This window comes from Acidovorax radicis N35, assembly GCF_000204195.1.
GTDB classification, from domain to species: Bacteria; Pseudomonadota; Gammaproteobacteria; order Burkholderiales; family Burkholderiaceae_C; genus Acidovorax; species Acidovorax radicis.
In genome coordinates this window covers 820,075-839,600 of sequence record NZ_AFBG01000019.1, presented here as the reverse complement: position 1 = coordinate 839,600, position 19,526 = coordinate 820,075, and the positions used below count along the sequence as shown (strand labels likewise).

Below are 19,526 nucleotides of genomic sequence, written 5' to 3'. Positions count from 1 at the left end.
CCGAAGACAAGGAGAAACACGATGAAAATTCGCGCACAAATCGGCATGGTGCTGAACCTGGACAAGTGCATCGGTTGCCACACCTGTTCCGTCACCTGCAAAAACGTCTGGACCAGCCGCCCGGGCGTGGAATACGCCTGGTTCAACAACGTCGAGACCAAGCCCGGCATCGGCTACCCCAAGGAATGGGAAAACCAGGACAAGTGGAACGGCGGCTGGGTGCGCAACCCGGACGGCTCCATCGCCCCCCGCCAGGGCGGCAAGTGGAAGCTGCTCATGCGCATCTTCGCCAACCCCAACCTGCCGCAGATCGACGACTACTACGAACCTTTCACGTTCGACTACGACCACCTGCAGTCCGCGCCTGAGAGCAAGGCCGCACCCACGGCCCGCCCGCGCAGCCTGATCACCGGCAAGCGCATGGAGAAGATCGAGTGGGGCCCGAACTGGGAAGAAATCCTGGGCGGCGAGTTCAGCAAGCGCAGCAAGGACAAGAACTTCGACGATGTGCAAAAGGACATCTACGGGCAGTTCGAGAACACCTTCATGATGTACCTGCCGCGCCTGTGCGAGCACTGCCTGAACCCGGCGTGCGTGGCATCGTGCCCCTCGGGCTCGATCTACAAGCGCGAGGAAGACGGCATCGTGCTGATCGACCAGGACAAGTGCCGTGGCTGGCGCATGTGCGTCAGCGGCTGCCCCTACAAGAAGATCTACTACAACTGGCAATCGGGCAAGGCCGAGAAGTGCATCTTCTGCTACCCGCGCATCGAGGCGGGCCAGCCCACCGTGTGCTCGGAAACCTGCGTGGGCCGTATCCGGTATCTCGGCGTGTTGCTGTACGACGCAGACCGCATCCAGGAAGCCGCCAGCGTGGAACGCGACCGCGACCTGTACCAGGCGCAGCTCGACATCTTCCTGGACCCGAACGACCCCGATGTGATCCGCCAGGCGCGCATCGACGGCATCCCGGACAGCTGGATGGATGCCGCCCGCAACAGCCCGGTCTACAAGATGGCCGTGCAATGGAAGGTGGCCCTGCCGCTGCACCCCGAGTACCGCACGCTGCCTATGGTCTGGTATGTGCCTCCGCTCTCGCCCATCACGGCCGCAGCCAACGCGGGCCATGTGGGTGTGAATGGCGACATCCCGGATGTGTCGCAGCTGCGCATCCCCGTGCAGTACCTGGCGAACCTGCTGACCGCCGGCGACACCGGGCCCGTGGTGCGGGCGCTCGAGCGCATGCTGGCCATGCGCACCTACCAGCGCGACAAGCATGTGGAGCAGCGCCAGAACCTGGGTGTGCTCAAGCAGGCGGGCCTGTCGATGGCCGAGGTCGAGGAGATGTACCACGTGATGGCGATTGCCAACTACGAGGACCGCTTTGTCATCCCATCGGCCCACCGCGAATATGCCGAAAACGCGTTCGACATTCGGGGTGGTTGCGGCTTCTCGTTTGGCAACGGCTGTTCCGATGGCGCCACCGAGACCAGCATGTTCGGCGGCAAGAAGCCCCGCACGATCCCGATCAAAGCCACGGTCTGAAGCACAGGCAAAGGAATCACCATGTTCAAAAAGAACCCGACCTCCGTGCGCCTGACCCTGCGCGCCCTGGGCTACCTGCTGAGCTACCCCGATGCGCAACTGCGCAGCGTGATGCCGCAGCTCATCGACGCCCTGCAGGCAGAGCAGGCCCTTACGGCCGATCGCATGAATGAACTGAAGGCTGTGTGCGAGCACCTGGCTGCACTCGACCCGCTCGAAGCCGAGGCCCGCTATGTGGACAACTTCGACCGGGGCCGTCAGACCTCGCTGCATCTGTTCGAGCATGTGCACGGCGACTCGCGCGACCGGGGCCCGGCGCTTATCGACCTGCTGCAGACCTACGACAAAGCAGGCCTGAAGTTCGAAGCCGACGAACTGCCCGACCACCTGCCGGTGGTGCTGGAGTTCGCCTCCACCCAGCCTGTGGAAGTGGCCAAGGAGTTCTTGGGCGAGATGGCCCACATCCTGAACGCGCTGTTCAGTGCGCTGGTGGCGCGCAACAGCCCCTATGCCAGCGTGATTGCTGCGGTGCTCGAAGTGTCGGGCCAGCGCGTGCAGTCGGTAGCGCTGACCCCCGAGCCGCCGATGGACGAGGTCTGGGCCGAGCCCGAGGCGTTTGGCGGTTGCAGCACCCAGGGCCAGTCCAAGCCGGACCAGCCACAACCTCTGCATTTTGTTCGTACCCCCCGCGCCGAGCGGGCACCAGAAGGAGTCTCCGTATGACCACCTGGCTTGACACCCTGTTGTTTGGCATCTATCCCTATATTTGCCTCGCTGTCTTTTTCATTGGCAGCTGGGCGCGGTTTGACCGCGACCAGTACACCTGGAAAAGCGATTCCTCCCAGCTGCTGCGCACCGGCAGCTTGCGCTGGGGCAGCAACCTGTTCCATGTGGGCGTGTTGTTCCTGTTCTTCGGCCATACCGTGGGCATGCTTACGCCGCACTTCTTGTATGAGCACTTTATCGGCGCCGGCGCCAAGCAGCTCATGGCCATGGTGTCGGGGGGGATTGCAGGCCTGATGGGCTTCGTGGGCCTGTCCCTCCTGCTGCACCGCCGCCTGTCGGATGCGCGCATCCGCGCCACCTCCAAGACCAGCGACATCCTGATCCTGGTGCTCCTGTGGGTACAACTGGCGCTGGGCCTGGCCACCATCCCGCTGTCGGCACAACATCTGGACGGCTCCATGATGATGCGCCTGGCTGAGTGGGGGCAACGCATCGTCACTTTCCGCAGTGGTGCGGTCGATCTGCTGGCCGGTGCGGGTTGGATCTTCAAGACGCACATGTTCCTGGGCATGAGCATCTTCCTGATCTTCCCGTTCACCCGCCTGGTGCATGTGTGGAGCGGCTTTGGCACGCTGGCCTATGTGCTGCGCCCCTATCAGGTAGTGCGTGCGCGCCGCCTGAATCTGCCACCCGGCCATATGCAGTCGCAAGACCGCCGTGGCGTTTGAATTCATACCACCCAAGGAGCACACCATGAGCGGATGTGGAACCGGTAGCTGCGGTTGCGGCACCAGCGCAACCAGCCAGAGCGCCCCCCAAAGCACGCTTTCCCCCGAGCAAACGGCCGCCTACGAGGCGCTCTCCGCCACGGTAGGAGCGACGGCCATGGCAGACACGCCCGCCATGGCAACCCCTCAGCCCATGGGGCAGGCCCCGGTGGCGCGCATCAACGGCGTGGCATTGAATTCAACGGCCGAGTGGCTGGATGATGAAGCCTTGCGCCAGCGTGCCTGCACCGAGCTGCTGCGACAGGCAGCCCAGCAAGGCGGCTTTCTGGCACAGGACGATGTGCCGGGTGTCGAAGGTGCCATCAGCACCAAGGCCTCGAATGCCATCGAGCAACTGCTGGAGCGCGAGCTGCCCATCCCCGACCCGTCGGAAGAAGCCTGCCGCCGCTACCACGACGCCCACCCTGCGGCACACGCCCATGGTGAGCGGGCCCAGCTGCGCCACGTGCTGTTTGCCGTGACGCCCGGCGTGGACGTCAAGCAGCTGCGCCTGCGTGCCGAAGCCATGCTGATTGACCTGCGCTGTGCGGACGATGGTGGCGCAAAGTTTGCCGAAGCGGCAGCGCAGTGGTCCAACTGCCCCAGCGGCCAGCAAGGCGGCGACCTGGGCTGGCTGACCCGCGCCGACTGTGCGCCTGAGTTCGCCCGCGAGGTGTTTGGCAGCGCGGAGATCGGTGTGTTGGCACGCCTGGTGCACAGCCGGTTTGGCCTGCATGTGGTGGAGGTGGTGGCGCGCGACCCCGGGCAGCAGCCTTCGTTTGAAGAAGTGCGCCAGGCCATTGCGCTCACGTTGCGCCAGCAGGCCTGGGTGAATGCGCTGCGCCAGTACCTGCAATTGCTGGCGGGCGCTGCCGTGGTGGAAGGCGTGGCGCTGGACGCGGCCGACTCCCCGCTTGTACAGTAGTTGCACCACGCTTCAACCGATTGCCCCATGCCCGACGAGCTGCTTGATCGCCTGCGCCGTTTCCATAACGACGCCTTTCCCCTGTACCGCGAGCAGTTCCAGGCGCTGGTGGACGAAGGGCAGCACCCGACCACCCTGTTCATCGGCTGTTCCGACTCGCGCCTGGTGCCCTACCTGCTGACCGGTGCGGGCCCGGGGGAGCTGTTCTTGGTGCGCAACGTGGGTGCGTTCATCCCGCCGTATGACGGATCTCACGGCCACCATGGCACCACGGCGGCCATCGAGTTTGCGGTGCTCAACCTGCAGGTGCGCCGCATTGTGGTGTGCGGCCACAGTCACTGTGGGGCTATCAAGGCGATGTATGGTGAGGTTTCGCCCGAAGCGCCCAACCTGAACCGCTGGCTGGACCTGGGGCGAGAGGCCTTGTTGCCCATGCAGCCCGGACCTGAGGTGCTGCGCCGCACCGAGCAACGCGCTGTGGTGCTGCAGCTGGAGCGGCTCATGGAGTACCCCATGGTGCGTAGCCGTGTGCAGTCAGGGCAGATCAGCCTGCATGGCTGGCACTATGTGATCGAGGAAGGAGAAGTCCATGTGTTTGATGTCAAGACGGGCGGCTTTGTGCCGGCCTCGCGGGCGGACAACAGCGGCACTGGTCCCTACCACCCCTACGTGGAGCATGATGGGCAAGTTCTTCTGGACGAGCTTTGACCTTGTCCGGCATTCTCGCGGCATATGCTTGAGGAATGAGGCTCTCTTGATGGAACGCAAGACCTCACTGGCGTGAAACCCAAATCATCGGCCCCCATGAAACGCGAACCACAGCCCCCCCTCAAGCCCACCTCTTCATTGCAGCCCATCAGCCTGGATGTGTTGCGTGAGAAATACCTCAAACCCGGGGAAACCACCGCAGACGAGCTTTACCAGCGTGTGGCGCGGGCCCTGGCCTCGGTGGAGGCGCCGGAGCTGCGCGACAAATACGAAGTCCTGTTCCTCGCCAACCTGAAGGCGGGCGCCATCGGAGCGGGCCGGATCATGAGCGCGGCAGGCACCGACATCCAGGCCACGCTGATCAACTGTTTTGTACAGCCCGTGGGCGACTGCATCCAGGGGGTGGACGACGAGGGTTTTCCAGGCATCTACGAAGCCCTGCGCGAGGCTGCAGAAACCATGCGCCGTGGGGGCGGCGTGGGCTACGATTTCTCCCGCATCCGGCCCAAGGGCGCGCAAGTGAAGGCCACGGCCTCCATGGCGTCGGGGCCGTGCAGCTACATGAATGTGTTCGACCAGTCGTGCTCGACCGTGGAGAGCGCAGGCGCGCGCCGGGGGGCTCAGATGGGTGTGCTGCGCATTGACCATCCCGATGTGCACGAGTTCATCACCGCCAAGCGCACGCCGGGCCGCTGGAACAATTTCAACGTATCGGTGGGCGTGTCGGATGCGTTCATCCACGCCGTGCAGAACAACGCGCAGTGGGAGTTGGTGCACAAGGCGAAACCGGGTGCCGCTTTGCTGGCCCTGGGCGCTCGCCAGCGTGCCGATGGCCTGTGGGTCTACGCCACCGTGCCCGCGCGCGAGCTGTGGGACACGATCATGAAGTCGGCCTACGACTTCGCCGAGCCTGGCATCCTGTTTCTGGGCCGCATCAACGAAGACAACAACCTGCACTATTGCGAAGACATCGCGGCGACCAACCCCTGTGGCGAGCAGCCATTGCCGTCCTACGGGTGTTGTGACCTGGGCCCTATCATCCTGACCCGCTTTGTGCGCCACCCCTTCGGTTTCGGGGGCGTGGCTGCGTTTGATTTCGATGACTTCACCAAAGCCGTGGCGCTGCAGGTGCGAGCGCTGGACAACGTGCTCGATGTGACCTATTGGCCGCTGCCGCAGCAGCGCGACGAGGCCATGGCCAAGCGCCGCATTGGTGTGGGCTTTACCGGCATGGGCAACACGTTGGCCATGCTGTGCCTGCGCTATGACCTGCCCGAAGGGCGCACCATGGCGGCACGCATTGCCGAGTGCATGCGCGATGCTGCCTATGCCGCGTCGGTGGACCTGGCGCGCGAGAAAGGGGTGTTCCCCAAGTTCCAGGCCGAGCCTTATCTGTCAGAGGGCACGTTTGCCAACCGCCTGCCCGACTCGCTCAAGGCGGCCATCCGCCAGCACGGTATCCGCAACAGCCACTTGCTCTCCATCGCCCCTACGGGCACGGTGAGCCTGGCTTTTGCCGACAACGCCTCCAACGGCATCGAGCCGCCGTTTTCGTGGATGTACAAGCGCAAGAAGCGTGAATCCGACGGCACTACCTCGGAATACGCCGTCGAAGACCACGCCTGGCGGCTCTACCGCGAACTGGGCGGTGACGTGGGTGCTTTGCCGGACTATTTCGTCTCGGCCCTCGCCATGCCCGCCGAAGGCCACATCGCCATGATGGAAGCTGTGCAGCCCTTTGTGGACACGGCCATTTCAAAGACGGTGAACATCCCCGCCGACTATCCCTACGAAGGTTTCAAGGACCTGTACCTGCAGGCCTGGCGCGCCAAGCTCAAGGGCCTGGCCACCTACAGGCCCAATGCCATCCTGGGATCGGTGCTGGAAACCCATGCAGCGCCTGAACCCGCAGCCGTTGCAGCACCTGTAGTACCCCCCGCACCTCCGGTGGACCCCATGCGTACCGTGATCGAAAGCCGCCCGCAAGGCGGCCTCTCGGCGGTGGCCGAAAAGCTCGAATACTGGACGCAGGAAGGCCACAAGACGCTGTACCTTATCGTCTCGTTCTTGCCGGTCCCCACGGGGGTTGGCAATGGCACGGTGGACCGGGCCATCGAGTTCTTCATGCCTGTAGGTCAGAGCGGCGAGTCGCAGCAGTGGATCACGTCCAGCATGCGCATGTTGTCGCTGGCGGCGCGCGGCGGCTTCCTGGAGCGGGCGCTCTCCGACATGCGCAAAGTGGCCTGGGACCGTGGGCCCGTGCGCCTGGGCACCCACCGCAAGGACGACGGCACGCTGGTGCCCATGTGGCATGACTCCGAAGTGGCGGCCATGGCCTATGCCATCCAGAACATCCTGGCGCGCCGCGTGGCGGACCCGGTGCAACAGCAACTGCCGCTGGATGAGCCCGCGCCCGCGCCTCTGGCGGTCCCGCAGGCCATGGCGGGCAAGAAGTGCAGCGAATGTGGCGCCCATGCAGTGATCCGCAAGGATGGTTGCGACTATTGCACGCAGTGTGGGCACCTGGGGACCTGCGGGTGACGTCTCGTCCTGTCATCCCACTGCGTACCGCGTCGGGAAAACCTTCGCCCGAAGTGCTGGCGTCGTTGGACAGTCACTGGCGTTGGCGCTATCTGATGCTGGCGCCGCACCGGTTGGGGTTCTTCCTGGCCATGGTGGTGCTGGTGGCGTCGGGGGGGTGGTGGGCATTGGTGCAGGTGGCGCGGTCTACCGGTGGGTGGGGGCTCTATTACGCGGTGTCTCCCACGCTGGTGCACTCGACCGTGATGGCGTTCGGATTTATTCCACTGTTCTTTTCGGGCTTCTTGTTCACGGCAGGCCCCAAATGGCTTGGGGTGGAGCCTTTGCCCGTGCAGGCGCTTCGCACACCCCTGGTGGCGCAGGCGGTGGGGTGGTTGCTGTGGCTGGCAGGCGCGCACCTGTGGGTGGGTGTGGCGCTGGGCGGGCTGGCGGTGGCGGTGGTGGGCCTCGTCTGGATGACCGTGCAGTTCTGGGGGCGTGTGCGAAAAAGCCAGTCCGAGGACCAGTTGCATGCTCGCACCATCGCCTGGGCTTGCACGCTGGGCTGCGTCAGTCTTGCAGGGCTGTGGCTGAGTCTGGCGGTGGGGACCCATGCGCTCGCGCGTGTCTGGGTATTCACCGGTCTGTGGGGATTTGTTGTCGTGGTGTATGTGACGGTGGCGCATCGCATGATTCCGTTTTTCACCTCCAGCGCCATGCCCATGGTGAAGGCGTGGAGGCCTTTCTGGGTGCTGTGGTTGATGCTGGCAGCGGCCCTGCTGCAGGTGCTGGCTGCATGGTTGGAATGGGCCGGATTGCCTGCCGGTGCTGCAGGGACGGTTTGGGGGCTGGTATACGGCACGCTGCAATTGGCCGTGGGTGGCGTGCTGGTCTGGCTGGCCTGTGTCTGGGGCCTGGTGCAAAGCCTCAAGAACAGGCTGCTCGCGATGCTGCACATTGGTTTTCTATGGCTCGGCCTGGCTTTTCTTCTTGGCGGGCTGTCACCGTGGCTGGCCTGGGGCTTTGGCATGGGAGCGCTGGGCCTGGGAGCACTGCACGCGTTGACCATGGGCTGCCTGGCATCGCTGATGCTGGCCATGGTGACGCGAGTGTCCTGTGGACACAGTGGCCGTGCGCTGGTGGCAGACCGCACGGCATGGACGCTGTTCTGGATCCTGCAGGTGGCCACGGTACTGCGCATTGCCGCGGCGGTGCCGGGGGTATTTGGCGTTGCGTGGGTGTCGCTTTTGCCGCTGGCGGCATGCCTGTGGGCCGCCACCATGGGCGTGTGGGGTGTCCGGCTTGGCAGGTGGTACGGCTGCCTGCGGGCTGACGGTCGCCCGGGCTGACGGCGGCTCTTTCAAGGATCTGCGATGGCTGTCATTCCCTGGCCTTTGAAGCATGCACAACGGCGCATGCCCGCTGCGGCGACCACCTCAGACGACACTGCCGCGATGGCTGCTGCGCTGATCCAGTCGCGCCAGACCATCCTGCCCAAACGCTTGGCCGCCCCAGGGCCTAGAGGGGGGGAGCTGGCCCAGATTCTTGGCGCTGCGGCCCATGCCCCCGACCATGGCCAATTGACGCCCTGGCGTTTTGTGCTGGTGTCCGACGCGGCGCGGCCAGCGCTGGCAGACGTGTTTGCTCGGGCTCTTCGTGAGCGCGATCCAGCCGCCACACCAGAGCAGGCCGAGCAGGCCCGCGAAAAAGCCTACCGAGCCCCGGTGCTCATGCTGGTGGTGGTCGACGGCCAATGCGGGGACCCCGCCATCGACCTGTCCGAACGCCTGGTGTCAGCAGGCTGTGCCGTGCAGAACATGCTGCTGATGGCCACTGCGCAGGGCTATGGATCCGCCCTTACGAGTGGAAAAGCGCTCAAATCAGCTGGATTGCGCGGCTTGTTCCAGCTGGCAGCCTGGGAGCAGGCGCTGTGTTTTATCAGCATCGGTACCGTGCAATCGCGCAAGACCGTGCGGGCGCGGCCCGTTGCAGATAGTTATGTGAGCACGCTGGACGCGCAGCAGGGCGTGGTGCCTGGTTTCTGAGCAAGCCAGAAAGAACCCGACAGCATTTTTTATTTCATCAAGATTTTTATGAACATTTCCAGCTTCGACGATCTGTTGCAGGCAGCCCGCATGCAACCCGAACCTCAGCGTCTCTTGTTTGTGTTTGCTGCCGTTGAACTCCCCGACGACGCCACCCCCGCACAGCGCGCGCGCTTTGAAGCCGGGCAAGGCGGTGCCCTGGTGCCGCTGATGTGCGTGGACAAAACGCCGCAGGAACTGCCATCATTCGACGCACTGGTAGGAGAGGCGCGCCAGTTCACTGCCCCTGGCCACGACTGGGCCATGGTGTTTGCAGCCGCGATGTCGGGCACGCTCAACAAGGCGCCCACCAGCGCCGATGCCGAGGCGCCTTTGCAGCGCATGGTGGATGCGATCAAGGGCGGCGCGCATGGTGCCTACATTCCCTTCGACCGCCAGGGCCAGCCCGTGCGTTTTGGGTGAGGCGAGGATGGCGTCCTCTCCTGCACCCGCTCGCCACATTCCTGGCTTCAGCGCGCCCGCAGTAGGGTTCGAAGAGCCCTTTGCCATGCTGGAAGCCTGCCACGAACGCGTGCAGCGCACACTGGCACTTCTGGGCCGCCTGCGTGAGCATGTCCGCCAGCAAGGTGCTGACGAGAGCGCGCGCCAGGCCGCACGCGATGTGCTGCGGTACTTTGACATTGCAGCGCCCTTGCACCATGAGGACGAGGAGCTCCATGTGTTTCCGCTGTTGCTCGCTCAGGCTAAGCCTGAGGTCCAGACGCTCGTGCAAAGGTTGCAGCAGGACCATGTGGAAATGGTGGCTGACTGGGCTGCCGCGCGAGCTCCGTTGATAGATCTGGCCGAAGGCCAGATCCAAGCGTTCACGGATGGACACAGCGTGCTTCTTGATAGGTTCGCGGAGCGTTATGCGGACCATATTCGCCACGAGGAACACCAAGCTTATCCTGCAGCGTTGTGCCTGCTGGATTTCGCAGCGCTGGATCGGGTGGGGCGGGAGATGGCGGTGCGGCGTGGTGCCCATCAAGACGGTTAGACTCGGCCGCCGCATTGTGATGCGGTCTAGGAAGCGTTGGCATGGGCGCCATGCGTTGTGGTTGCGCCATTTTTTGCTCCGTGTGCTCTTTTCCGGCCCGCTACTGTGGCCGAGTTTTGGTCCGCTGCAGTATCGAAATCATTGCTTTGGCTGACATGCAGAAATAAGCCCCATTTGCGGGATTTGCTACAGAGTTGGTGTCCCCTCTGCTGTATGGCACACAGCTCTTTCTGCGACATATTGGGTCGATGTACCCCACAATGTACGAGTGCTGAGCCAAGGGTCGCCGCCGATGCGCCCTGGGTGTGAACCTTTGTGCCGCCTTGCGCTACGACGGTGCGTGCAATGCCCGGTAATTTCAGATTTTTTCGATTTTCATGAACCTCACCCTGTTCGGAACCGGTTATGTAGGGCTCGTCACCGGTGTGTGCCTTGCAGAACTCGGCAATGATGTCCTGTGCATCGACACGGATGCGGACAAGATCTCCGCGCTGCAGCGCGGAGAGGTGCCGATCTATGAACCCGGCTTGCGAGAGCTGGTCGTCAGCAATGCCCGCGCAGGGCGTCTGGCGTTTTCCATCGATATGGCGCGCGGTGTGGCCCACGGGGATATGCAATTCATCGCGGTGGGCACGCCCGCCGCAGGAGATGGCAGCGCGGATCTGCGCCACGTGTTTGAAGTGGCGCGTGCCATTGCCACCCACATGACCAGTTTCAAGGTGATCGTCAACAAGTCCACGGTGCCTGTGGGCTCGGGCGAGGCGGTGTGCGATGTGGTGGCCTCCGTGTTGGCCGAGCGCTGGCCTGGGGCCGAGCCAGCGCCTGGTTTTGCCGTGGTCTCCAATCCCGAGTTCCTCAAGGAGGGCAGTGCGATCGAAGATTTCATGCGGCCTGACCGCATCATCGTTGGGTTGGGCGACGCGCCCGAAGAGCAGCGTGCCGGTGATCTCATGCGTGCGTTGTATCGGCCATTTGGGCATGGGCATGATCGTGTCATCTGCATGGACCGTCGCAGCGCCGAGTTCACGAAGTACGCCGCCAACGCCATGCTCGCAACGCGCATCAGCTTCATGAATGAAATGGCAAATCTGGCCGACCGCCTGGGTGTGGACATCGAACCAGTGCGGGTGGGCATTGGCGCCGACCCCCGCATTGGGGACAGCTTTCTTTACCCGGGCGTGGGCTACGGCGGCAGCTGTTTCCCCAAGGATGTGACCGCGTTGCAGCGGATGGGAAATGACGTGGGGCTGCCGCTGCAGTTGCTTGCAGCGGTGGCACACGTCAACGATGGCCAAAAGCGGCTGCTGGTGGACAAACTCGTACAACGGCTCGGACCGGATCTCTCCGGCCGCCGGCTTGCCTTGTGGGGTCTGGCCTTCAAGCCCAATACCGATGACATGCGTGAGGCTCCCAGCCGGGTGCTGGTGCGCGAATTGCTGGAGCGTGGGGCCGTGCTTCAGGTATTCGATCCGGTAGCCATGCAGGAGGCTCGCCGCTGTCTGGAGGACGACCTGCGCGACAGGCCTCGCCTGCTGGAGCGTATCTGCTATGCCCAGGGCCCTATGGAGGCAGCGCGCGACGCAGACGCCTTGCTGATCGTGACCGAATGGCAGGTTTTCCGCAGTCCCAACTTCGATGCCCTGCGGGCGGCCCTGCGGCACCCGCTGATCGTGGACGGGCGAAATCTTTACGAACCACGTTCCATGCGAGCCCTGGGTTTCGACTATCTGACCGTGGGCCGTAACGCGTTGGAGGCACCGGGATCCACCACACCATGACGACGGCGAAGAAAATCCTGGTCACTGGGGGCGCAGGCTTCCTTGGCTCCCATCTGTGCGAGCGCCTGCTGGGCGATGGCCATGCGGTGTGGTGCATGGATGACTTTTCGACGGGCTTGGAAAAAAACATCGCCCACTTCCAGGCTTTGCCGGGCTTTCGCTTGCTTCGCCATGATGTCACCCAGCCGCTGGATGTCGAGGTGGATGAAATCTACAACCTCGCCTGCCCTGCATCACCCGTGCATTACCAGGCCGATCCACTGCGGACCCTGCGCACCAGCGTGATCGGTGCGATGAACCTGCTGGAGCTGGCCCGTAAGTGCGGGGCCTTTATTCTGCAGGCTTCCACCAGCGAGGTGTATGGCGACCCCAGCGTGCATCCGCAGCCGGAGTCCTACTGGGGCAACGTCAACCCCATCGGGGTGCGTGCCTGCTACGACGAGGGCAAGCGCTGTGCAGAGACCCTGTTTTTCGACTACCGGCGCCAACATGGTGTGCGCACGAAGGTGGTGCGGCTGTTCAATACCTATGGCCCCCGCATGCGCCCCGACGATGGCCGGGTTGTTTCCAACTTCATCGTCCAGGCTCTCAGCGGCGCGGACCTGACGGTGTATGGTGCAGGGGCGCAGACCCGCAGTTTTTGCTATGTAGACGACCTGGTGGAAGCCCTGGTGCGCACGATGGCCACGCCCGACGAAGTGGCGGGCCCCATCAACCTGGGCAATCCGGATGAGTTCACCATCCTGGAGCTGGCGCAAAAGGTTCTCGCGCAGACTGGGTCCTCTGCCCGGATCAGCCACCATACCCTGCCGGGAGATGACCCCCGTCAGCGCCAGCCCGACATCGCGCTGGCGCGGCAGCTGCTGGGTGGCTGGGAGCCCCGCATTGATCTTGACGCCGGTTTGCGCAAGACCATTGCCTATTTCAGGGCAGAGGGCACTGGTTGAGTTGAAAAGGCGCGATGGGCACCGGGTGGCATGGAGTGTTGTGGGATCTGGCTCTCGGAGTTTGCGGTGGCATTCCACGATGCCCCCCGTTCCATTTTCCTCGGGTGGTTTGAGTCCAAGTGAGGGTATGGTCCCCGTGGGAGGCGCCGCCTTGTGCTCCGTAAGCATCCCAAACCCATGCCTGTGAATTTTCTGCTTCGCGTCCTTTTCACCCTTCTTCTCGCCCTGGTTGCCGCCGGGGGCTGTGTCGCGCTGCACACGCCCTTGCCGTGGATGATCGGTCCGTTGCTGGCCACGTCCATCGTGTCGATGGCGGGTGGCCCTACGCACAGCTGGGGGCCGCTGCGCAATGCGGGGCAATGGGCCATTGGTGCGGCGCTGGGTTTGTATTTCACCCCGCAGGTGGTCGTGCTGATTGGGGGGCTCTGGTGGGCCATTGCGCTGGGTGTCATGTGGGCGTTGTTCCTGGGCTGGCTGTTCGGGGCCTGGTTGTACCGTGTGCATGCACCGCGTATGCATGGTGTACCTGCACCCATGCTGCGTGCCACGAGCTATTTTTCCGGGGCTATTGGTGCGGCATCTGAAATGACATTGCTGTCCGAGCGTGAAAACGCCCGGACGGACCTGGTTGCGGCCAGCCACAGCCTGCGCTTGCTGATCGTCACCTTGACGATCCCGTTTGCCCTGCAGTGGAGTGGCTTGCAGGGGCTGGACATGCTGCCGCCGATGGCCCGCGTGGTGAGCTGGCCCGGGCTGGCGCTGATGGCGCTGCTGACGGGGGCTGGGGCTTTGTTGATGGACCGGCTGGACCGGGCCAACCCCTGGTTCATGGGGGCCATGCTGGTGTCCATGGGGCTCACCATGGCGGGCATCACCTTGTCCGCCGTGCCGCAGCCGATGGTGAATGCAGCGCAACTGGTGATCGGCGTAAGCCTGGGCGTCCGGTTTCGCGCAGATTTCCTGCACACGGCGCCGCGCTGGCTCGTGTCTGTGTCTGCGGGCACTGTGGTGCTGATGGGGGCGTGTGCACTGTTTGCGGTACTGCTGGCCTGGGCCACCGGGTTGCCGTGGGTCACGTTGCTGCTGGGTACCTCGCCAGGAGGCATCACCGAGATGGCCATCACCGCCAAGGTGCTGCAGCTGGGCGTGCCGGTGGTCACTGCGTTTCAGGTGTGTCGACTGATGGCCGTGCTGATACTGGTCGGCCCGCTCTACCGGTGCATCTATCCTGCCCCCGTGGCCTGACCGGTTGCGGGCGCGTCACAATCCCACCTCTGTCGACGCTGATGGATTGTCCTGGCGACGGTCTGTGAGCGTTCCCATCCGTTGCACATCCCCGACCATGAGCATTCACTACAACTTCGGCGTACGCCCTCCCCAAGCAACGAAAGCCCAGCTGGCCGCGTGGCTGGAGCAGGCCATGCAAGCGCACCAGCAGGGAAGCCTTGCGCAGGCCAACCAGCTCTACAACACCATTTTGAAGAATGATCCGAAAAACGTTGGCGCCCTGCACATGCAAGGTGTGCTGGCGTACCAGGCGGGCCATCTGCAAATGGCGGTGGATCTGATCGGCCAGTCCATCAAGCTGGTGCCAGAGGATGCGGCTCCCCATGTCAATCGCGGGCTTGCCTTGGGTGCTTTGAAGCGCCATGACGAAGCACTGGCGCACTTTGAGCGGGCCATCAGCCTGCGCCCTGGTTTCGCCGAGGCCTATGTCAACCGGGGGATCACCCTGAAAGAGCTGTCGCGGCCCCTGGATGCCGTTGCGAGCTACGACCAGGCGATTGCCCTCCAGCCCCGTCTGGCGGCCGCGTTCAACAACAAGGGCAATGCCTTGCGCCAGCTCGACCGGTTGGAAGAGGCGCTGAAATGTTATGAGCAGGCCTTTGCCCTGGACAGCGACGACGTGGATGCGTGTCAGAACATGGGCATGCTGCATGCCGACGCAGGCCGTCAGGACGAGGCTTTGAAGTGCTTTGACCGGGTCATCGCTCTGCGGCCGCAGCATGCGGAAGCCCACAACGGCAAGGGCGCGATCCTGGCGCAAAGGGAGCAGTGGACGCAGGCCATTGCGCACTTCGAGGCCGCCATTCAGGGCAATGAAAAACTGGTCCAGGCACACAAGAACCTGGGGCTCGCGCAGCGCAGCCTTTTCCAATTGTCGAATGCCGTGACGGCTTTTCAGAAGGCTGCGCAGCTGAGCCCGCAAGATGTGGAGATCCTGTCGTTTCTGGCCCTTTCATTGCTAGAAGCGGGGCGGTATGCCGAAGCACTGGCCGCCTACGACCAGGCGATCCGGTTGGCGCCTGAAAGGCCGGACCTGTACTACAACCGCGCAAATTTGCACATCCGGTTCAACCGGCATGAGGATGCCGTGGCCGACTACATGGCGGTGTATCGCCTCAAGCCAGATGCCAAGTATCTGCTGGGGTATCTTGCGAGCAGTCGGCTCAAGACCGGTGATTGGAGGCACCTGGCGGACGATATGGCGCAATGTGAGCAGAGTATCCGGGCCGGTGAGCTGGGTGTGAAGCCCTTCATCGCTCTTTCGCTGTTCGACTCGCCCGAGCTGCACAAGCAGGCGGCACAAGCTTCCGTGCAGCAGGATTTCCCAGAGTCCACCGTCCTGGGCACCATCCTTGCGCGTGCTGGCGGAGGCAAGATCCGGGTCGGTTACTACTCTGCGGATTTCCACGGCCACCCCACTTCGTATCTGATAGCGCAGCTTTTCGAAGTCCATGACCGTGAACGCTTCGAGTGGTTTGCGTTTTCGTTTGGACCTCCCGCGACGGATGCCATGCGCGCGCGTCTGGTCGCAGGTTTCGACCATTTCATCGACGTGCGCGAGCGCAGCGAGATCGATATCGCCCGCTTGTCGCGGGAGCTGGGCATTGACATCGCCATTGACCTGATGGGTTTCACGACGGGCTGCCGATTTGGCATTTTTGCCCACCGCTGCGCACCCGTCCAGGCCGGTTATCTGGGCTACCCGGGGACGACCGGTGCGAACTATATGGACTACGTGATTGCCGACAAGGTGGTCGTCCCAGCCCAGGCGCAGATCCATTTCACCGAAAAACTCGCCTACCTGCCGCACAGCTACCAAGTCAATGACTCGCAGCGCGCAATCAGTGATCGGGTCTTCACCAGAGAGGAGGCACGGTTGCCTGCGACAGGGCGCGTGTTCTGCTGTTTCAACAACAACCAGAAGATCCTTCCACAGGTCTTTGACAGCTGGATGCGCATCCTGCAGGCGGTTCCGGACAGCGTTCTCTGGCTTTTGGCAGATAACCCTGCTGTGGAGGGCAGCCTGCGGCGTGAGGCGCAGGCGCGCGGCGTGGCTCCTGAGAGGCTGGTGTTTGCACAGCGCCTGCCTCTGGATCAGCACCTGGCGCGCCACCGGCTGGCCGACCTGTTTCTGGATACCTTGCCCTACAACGCCCACACCACGGCCAGTGATGCCTTGTGGGCGGGTCTACCGGTGCTTACGCAGCTGGGAGAATCGTTTGCGGCGCGTGTGGCGGCGAGCCTGCTGCATGCCGTGGGCCTGCCGGAACTCGTGACCCACAGCGCCGCAGAGTATGAAGCTCTGGCGATCTCACTCGCGCGGGATCCTGCGCGCCTGAAAGCGCTGCACGACAAACTCCAAGCGGAAAAAGCCCAGTCCCCACTGTTCAACACCCGTCAGTTTGCGCGCGACATCGAGGCAGCCTATGTCGCGATGCATGGGCGGTACATGCAGGGCCTGGCGCCCGAAGTGATCGATGTATAGAGCCGGAGGCGGGGAGGGCATGCTCTCCCGGCCCCGGGTTTTGGCGAGGCCCGAAGGGCCTCCGGGTGTGCCGCTACCGTCGCGGCAGAAACAGCTGAAGCGCAGGTGGATCAGTGCACGACCACAGGGTTCTGCGCCAGGCCCGCATAACGGTCCAAGGCGTCTTCCACTTCTTCTTGCGTGGGGGTGTCGCGCTGCCAAGCCAGGATCTGCTCCTGGAACATCTCGGCCCAGGAACCGTCCAGGTACACCTCCTTGCCCGAACGCTTGTCCACGATTTCAAAGCCATGGCGTGCGAGCTGGGGAACTGCGGGGGCGGTGTCGTTGAGCGCCTGGGTGCTCTTTTTCTCCACGGCGTCGGGCAGCATGTGGACCACCACGAAGGATTCTGAGTCGTAGAGCATGTGCATCGTGTTCCCCTTGTCGATATAGATGTCAGATGACAGCGGGTTCGCAGAGTTCAAGGCCCAAGGCAGCTTCCAGGAAACGCTGGCAAGGTCGTAACGCCTTGTCCTACGTATCGGTTATCAGGGGAAGCCCGCTCTGGGCTTGGTTCTCTGCTGCGTTCCAGTATTTCATGAAAAAGTGATGCGACCGGGTTCGTGCGGGTTTTTTACCGCTCCGGGGCTCGGGTGGCGTTCGGGCGCAACACTTTGCTGCAGGAGGGTGTGTCGCAGCCGTCCGCTCTGCCGCCTTCTCTCTCGCGGAGCCCAGCTTCAGTCGGCCTCGCCCCGACCAAGCCTCAAGGTGCGCCACTGCTGCGCAGTAGCAGGTCCGCAAAGTCGCTGTTGGCCTGGGTCAGCTTGATGCGCACGGGCAGGTAGTTGAGGCTGGGCGCCACCCACAGCTCGGCCTTCTGGTCGTAGTCCTTGCGGGGCAGGCGCAGCAGCTTCAGGGCGGGGGTGGGGCCTGCAGGCAGGTCCAGCGTTTCAGGGCCTTCGACGGTGAAGGTCCAGCGGTCGGCGGTGCGGGCGCTCACGGTGGTGATGGTGACCTGGGTGCCGGGCACAAAACGGACGGGGTCGGCGGCCAGCATGGCGCCCAGCTGGATAAACAGGCTCAGCCGGTCCTGCGCGCCAGGGCCCACGGCGGCCTCGGGCGTGTTGGCGCTGAAGGTCACCCGGCCCTTGGCATGGTCGAAATGTGCAGCCTGCTCGCTGCGGGACTTGTCGGAGAACTTCTCAGGCAGCAGGCCCTGGGCCGTGATGGCGCCCACGCTGCGCTGCGTACGGCTGCCCACCAGGAAGGCGCTGACCTCCTGGCGCGCTTCGTAGCGGCTGCCGTCGTGTTGCCAGAGCAGCTCGGCACGGGCGTTGTAGGCGAACTTCTTGGCCTGCCCGCTCACGTCGAACACCAGCCGGGTGGGGGCCGGAATCCGTACGGGGGGCGGTGGGGCGCCTGCAGTGCGGCCTGTGCCAGAGCCAGGGGGCGCGATGTCGATCCCGGCGGCAGTGGTTTCTTCTGCAGACGGTGCCGAAGCCCCTGATTCTGGCGCCTCGGCCTGGGGGGCTGATGCTGGGGCGGCTGCGCTTGGCGTGGCAATGTCTGGTGCTGGCGCCGCGGCGGTGGAGTTTGCGCTGGCCTCTGCACCTGCCACCTGCACAGAGGCCTCGGGCGCCGCAACCGTCGGATCTGCTGCAGCCGGGGAGGAGGCGGGTGGCGCCTGTCTTCTGCGCACCACGGGCTTGGCCGCTATGGCCGCAGGCGGGGTGGGCGCGGCTGTTGGGGCCGCAACGGGGGCTGGAGCGGGTGGCGCGGCTGCCACGCTGCGCGTGCTGAAGACGCGGCCCGCCATCGGCTGCTGAGGGCTGTCCCAGGCCAGGGGCACGCCGTGCAGCACCAGCCAGTGCAAGGCCAATACCAAGGCGGTGATGAGAACCAGGGCCTGCCGTGGCATCCAGTCGATCGCTGTACGGTGGCGGGTGTCAGGCGCTGCCTGCGCCCAGATCACTGGAGAGCTGGGCGGCAGCCGCGCGCAGCGGCACGTCAATGGCGCCGCCCCACTCGGGGTCGAAGGTGGCGATGGAGCCCAGCGTGGTGATGCCCAGCTCCAGGTGCCCGTCCGAATCGAACACGGGCGCGCAGAACGCCACGATGCCTGGCAGCAGGGTGTCGACCACGCGGGCGGCACCGCGCGTGCGCACCTCGGCCAGCAGGGCGTTCACCTCGGTCATGGTGGAGGGCAGATCGGTGCGCCGCATCTTCACGGCGCGGGCCAACTCGTCCTTGAGCAGCGGGGCCACCACATCAGGCGCCATGTGCGCCGCAAAGCAGCGGCCGGTGGCCGACGACAACAGCGGCATCACGTCGCCCAGCCGCAGGTTGGCCGTGACGGCCTGGGGCGATTCCTCCCAGTGCACGATGGTCGGGCCGTGGTTGCCCCACACGGCCAACGCCAAGGTGTGGCCGATGCTTTCCATGAGCTCGGGCATGCGCTCGCGCGCCAGGCGCACGGCATCGAGCCGGGCCAGCGAGGCCAGCCCCAGCTTGAGGGCGGCGGGGCCCAGGTCGTATCGCGCGTTGCGCGGGTCCTGCGTGACCAGGCCCAGGCGCTGAAAGCTCACCAGATACCGGTGCGCCTTGGCCGCGCTCATGCCGGCCGAGGCCGCCACATCCTTGAGCATCAGTGGCCCGCGCGAGCGTGTCAGCCCCTCCAGCAGGGCAAAACCCACCTCGACCGATTGAATTCCTGCACGTTCTTTGTCCATGTGCACTAAAATTTGCGAGTTTTGTTTAGTTAAATCAATTTACCCAAGC

The 19,526-nt window shown here is 64.1% G+C and carries 17 protein-coding genes; 14 read left to right on the top strand and 3 right to left on the bottom strand.

Annotated features, from left to right (window positions below; genetic code table 11):
• Positions 1-21: 21 nt before the first annotated feature.
• The 14 genes from narH (at position 22) to ARADN35_RS26345 (ending at position 16,769) form a co-directional block, all read left to right on the top strand.
• Entirely contained in the window at positions 22-1,545 is a 1,524-nt protein-coding gene (narH, locus tag ARADN35_RS0113625) for a nitrate reductase subunit beta (RefSeq protein WP_010463003.1), read from the top strand.
• A 21-nt stretch (positions 1,546-1,566) separates the two neighbouring features.
• The gene (gene narJ, locus ARADN35_RS0113620; protein WP_010463002.1) at positions 1,567-2,268 is read left to right on the top strand and encodes a nitrate reductase molybdenum cofactor assembly chaperone; all 702 of its coding nucleotides are present in this window, start codon (positions 1,567-1,569) and stop codon (positions 2,266-2,268) included.
• Positions 2,265-2,999 carry a respiratory nitrate reductase subunit gamma gene (gene narI / locus ARADN35_RS0113615; protein WP_010463001.1) on the top strand — a complete coding sequence of 245 codons (735 nt, stop codon included), beginning with the start codon at positions 2,265-2,267 and terminating at the stop codon, positions 2,997-2,999. Before narJ ends, narI begins: the two co-directional genes overlap by 4 nt.
• A gap of 157 nt (positions 3,000-3,156) precedes the next feature.
• Positions 3,157-3,963: a peptidylprolyl isomerase gene (locus tag ARADN35_RS0113610; RefSeq protein WP_010463000.1), complete on the top strand. Its 807-nt coding sequence runs from the start codon at positions 3,157-3,159 to the stop codon at positions 3,961-3,963.
• Positions 3,964-3,990: 27 nt separating this feature from the next.
• Positions 3,991-4,671, top strand: a complete 681-nt coding sequence (locus ARADN35_RS0113605) for a carbonic anhydrase (RefSeq protein ID WP_010462999.1) — start codon at positions 3,991-3,993, stop codon at positions 4,669-4,671.
• Between the two features lie 96 nt (positions 4,672-4,767).
• Positions 4,768-7,212 (top strand): adenosylcobalamin-dependent ribonucleoside-diphosphate reductase, encoded by a 2,445-nt coding sequence (locus tag ARADN35_RS0113600; RefSeq protein ID WP_010462998.1) that lies wholly within the window; start codon positions 4,768-4,770, stop codon positions 7,210-7,212.
• The gene (locus ARADN35_RS0113595; protein ID WP_242421487.1) at positions 7,209-8,540 is read left to right on the top strand and encodes an NnrS family protein; all 1,332 of its coding nucleotides are present in this window, start codon (positions 7,209-7,211) and stop codon (positions 8,538-8,540) included. The genes ARADN35_RS0113600 and ARADN35_RS0113595 overlap by 4 nt, the downstream gene beginning before the upstream one ends.
• Positions 8,541-8,564: 24 nt before the next feature.
• Positions 8,565-9,236 (top strand): nitroreductase family protein, encoded by a 672-nt coding sequence (locus tag ARADN35_RS0113590; protein ID WP_010462996.1) that lies wholly within the window; start codon positions 8,565-8,567, stop codon positions 9,234-9,236.
• A gap of 48 nt (positions 9,237-9,284) precedes the next feature.
• Positions 9,285-9,698: a hypothetical protein gene (locus tag ARADN35_RS0113585; RefSeq protein WP_010462995.1), complete on the top strand. Its 414-nt coding sequence runs from the start codon at positions 9,285-9,287 to the stop codon at positions 9,696-9,698.
• A gap of 85 nt (positions 9,699-9,783) precedes the next feature.
• Complete coding sequence (locus ARADN35_RS0113580) at positions 9,784-10,272, top strand: hemerythrin domain-containing protein (protein ID WP_010462994.1); 489 nt, start codon at positions 9,784-9,786, stop codon at positions 10,270-10,272.
• A gap of 377 nt (positions 10,273-10,649) precedes the next feature.
• On the top strand, positions 10,650-12,050 hold the full coding sequence (locus tag ARADN35_RS0113575; RefSeq protein WP_010462993.1) for a UDP-glucose dehydrogenase family protein: 1,401 nt from the start codon (positions 10,650-10,652) through the stop codon (positions 12,048-12,050).
• On the top strand, positions 12,047-12,997 hold the full coding sequence (locus ARADN35_RS0113570) for a UDP-glucuronic acid decarboxylase family protein (protein ID WP_010462992.1): 951 nt from the start codon (positions 12,047-12,049) through the stop codon (positions 12,995-12,997). Before ARADN35_RS0113575 ends, ARADN35_RS0113570 begins: the two co-directional genes overlap by 4 nt.
• Positions 12,998-13,174: 177 nt before the next feature.
• Positions 13,175-14,242 (top strand): AbrB family transcriptional regulator, encoded by a 1,068-nt coding sequence (locus ARADN35_RS0113565; RefSeq protein ID WP_010462991.1) that lies wholly within the window; start codon positions 13,175-13,177, stop codon positions 14,240-14,242.
• A 97-nt stretch (positions 14,243-14,339) separates the two neighbouring features.
• A complete protein-coding gene (locus ARADN35_RS26345; protein ID WP_010462990.1) occupies positions 14,340-16,769 on the top strand; it encodes a tetratricopeptide repeat protein in 2,430 nt (809 codons plus the stop codon).
• 110 nt (positions 16,770-16,879) lie between these two features.
• Here ARADN35_RS26345 and ARADN35_RS0113555 read toward each other — a convergent pair whose 3' ends face one another.
• From ARADN35_RS0113555 to ARADN35_RS0113545, 3 genes are all read right to left on the bottom strand, one after another.
• Complete coding sequence (locus ARADN35_RS0113555) at positions 16,880-17,179, bottom strand: BTH_I0359 family protein (protein ID WP_010462989.1); 300 nt, start codon at positions 17,177-17,179, stop codon at positions 16,880-16,882.
• 332 nt (positions 17,180-17,511) lie between these two features.
• The gene (locus tag ARADN35_RS0113550) at positions 17,512-18,666 is read right to left on the bottom strand and encodes a DUF3108 domain-containing protein (protein WP_029414007.1); all 1,155 of its coding nucleotides are present in this window, start codon (positions 18,664-18,666) and stop codon (positions 17,512-17,514) included.
• A gap of 28 nt (positions 18,667-18,694) precedes the next feature.
• A complete protein-coding gene (locus ARADN35_RS0113545) occupies positions 18,695-19,477 on the bottom strand; it encodes an IclR family transcriptional regulator (RefSeq protein WP_010462987.1) in 783 nt (260 codons plus the stop codon).
• Positions 19,478-19,526: the final 49 nt, after the last annotated feature.

What these genes read in the sequence shown, in the direction of transcription:
- ARADN35_RS0113580 (WP_010462994.1), top strand. Translation starts at nt 9,784, where the DNA reads ATGCTGGAAGCCTGCCACGAACGCGTGCAGCGCACACTGGCACTTCTG.
- ARADN35_RS0113600 (WP_010462998.1), top strand. Translation starts at nt 4,768, where the DNA reads ATGAAACGCGAACCACAGCCCCCCCTCAAGCCCACCTCTTCATTGCAG.
- narJ (WP_010463002.1), top strand. Translation starts at nt 1,567, where the DNA reads ATGTTCAAAAAGAACCCGACCTCCGTGCGCCTGACCCTGCGCGCCCTG.
- ARADN35_RS0113545 (WP_010462987.1), bottom strand. Translation starts at nt 19,477, where the DNA reads ATGGACAAAGAACGTGCAGGAATTCAATCGGTCGAGGTGGGTTTTGCC.
- ARADN35_RS0113605 (WP_010462999.1), top strand. Translation starts at nt 3,991, where the DNA reads ATGCCCGACGAGCTGCTTGATCGCCTGCGCCGTTTCCATAACGACGCC.
- ARADN35_RS0113590 (WP_010462996.1), top strand. Translation starts at nt 8,565, where the DNA reads ATGGCTGTCATTCCCTGGCCTTTGAAGCATGCACAACGGCGCATGCCC.
- ARADN35_RS0113570 (WP_010462992.1), top strand. Translation starts at nt 12,047, where the DNA reads ATGACGACGGCGAAGAAAATCCTGGTCACTGGGGGCGCAGGCTTCCTT.
- ARADN35_RS0113610 (WP_010463000.1), top strand. Translation starts at nt 3,157, where the DNA reads ATGGCAGACACGCCCGCCATGGCAACCCCTCAGCCCATGGGGCAGGCC.
- ARADN35_RS0113575 (WP_010462993.1), top strand. Translation starts at nt 10,650, where the DNA reads ATGAACCTCACCCTGTTCGGAACCGGTTATGTAGGGCTCGTCACCGGT.
- ARADN35_RS0113550 (WP_029414007.1), bottom strand. Translation starts at nt 18,666, where the DNA reads ATGCCACGGCAGGCCCTGGTTCTCATCACCGCCTTGGTATTGGCCTTG.
- ARADN35_RS0113565 (WP_010462991.1), top strand. Translation starts at nt 13,175, where the DNA reads ATGCCTGTGAATTTTCTGCTTCGCGTCCTTTTCACCCTTCTTCTCGCC.
- ARADN35_RS0113555 (WP_010462989.1), bottom strand. Translation starts at nt 17,179, where the DNA reads ATGCACATGCTCTACGACTCAGAATCCTTCGTGGTGGTCCACATGCTG.
- narI (WP_010463001.1), top strand. Translation starts at nt 2,265, where the DNA reads ATGACCACCTGGCTTGACACCCTGTTGTTTGGCATCTATCCCTATATT.
- ARADN35_RS0113585 (WP_010462995.1), top strand. Translation starts at nt 9,285, where the DNA reads ATGAACATTTCCAGCTTCGACGATCTGTTGCAGGCAGCCCGCATGCAA.
- ARADN35_RS26345 (WP_010462990.1), top strand. Translation starts at nt 14,340, where the DNA reads ATGAGCATTCACTACAACTTCGGCGTACGCCCTCCCCAAGCAACGAAA.
- narH (WP_010463003.1), top strand. Translation starts at nt 22, where the DNA reads ATGAAAATTCGCGCACAAATCGGCATGGTGCTGAACCTGGACAAGTGC.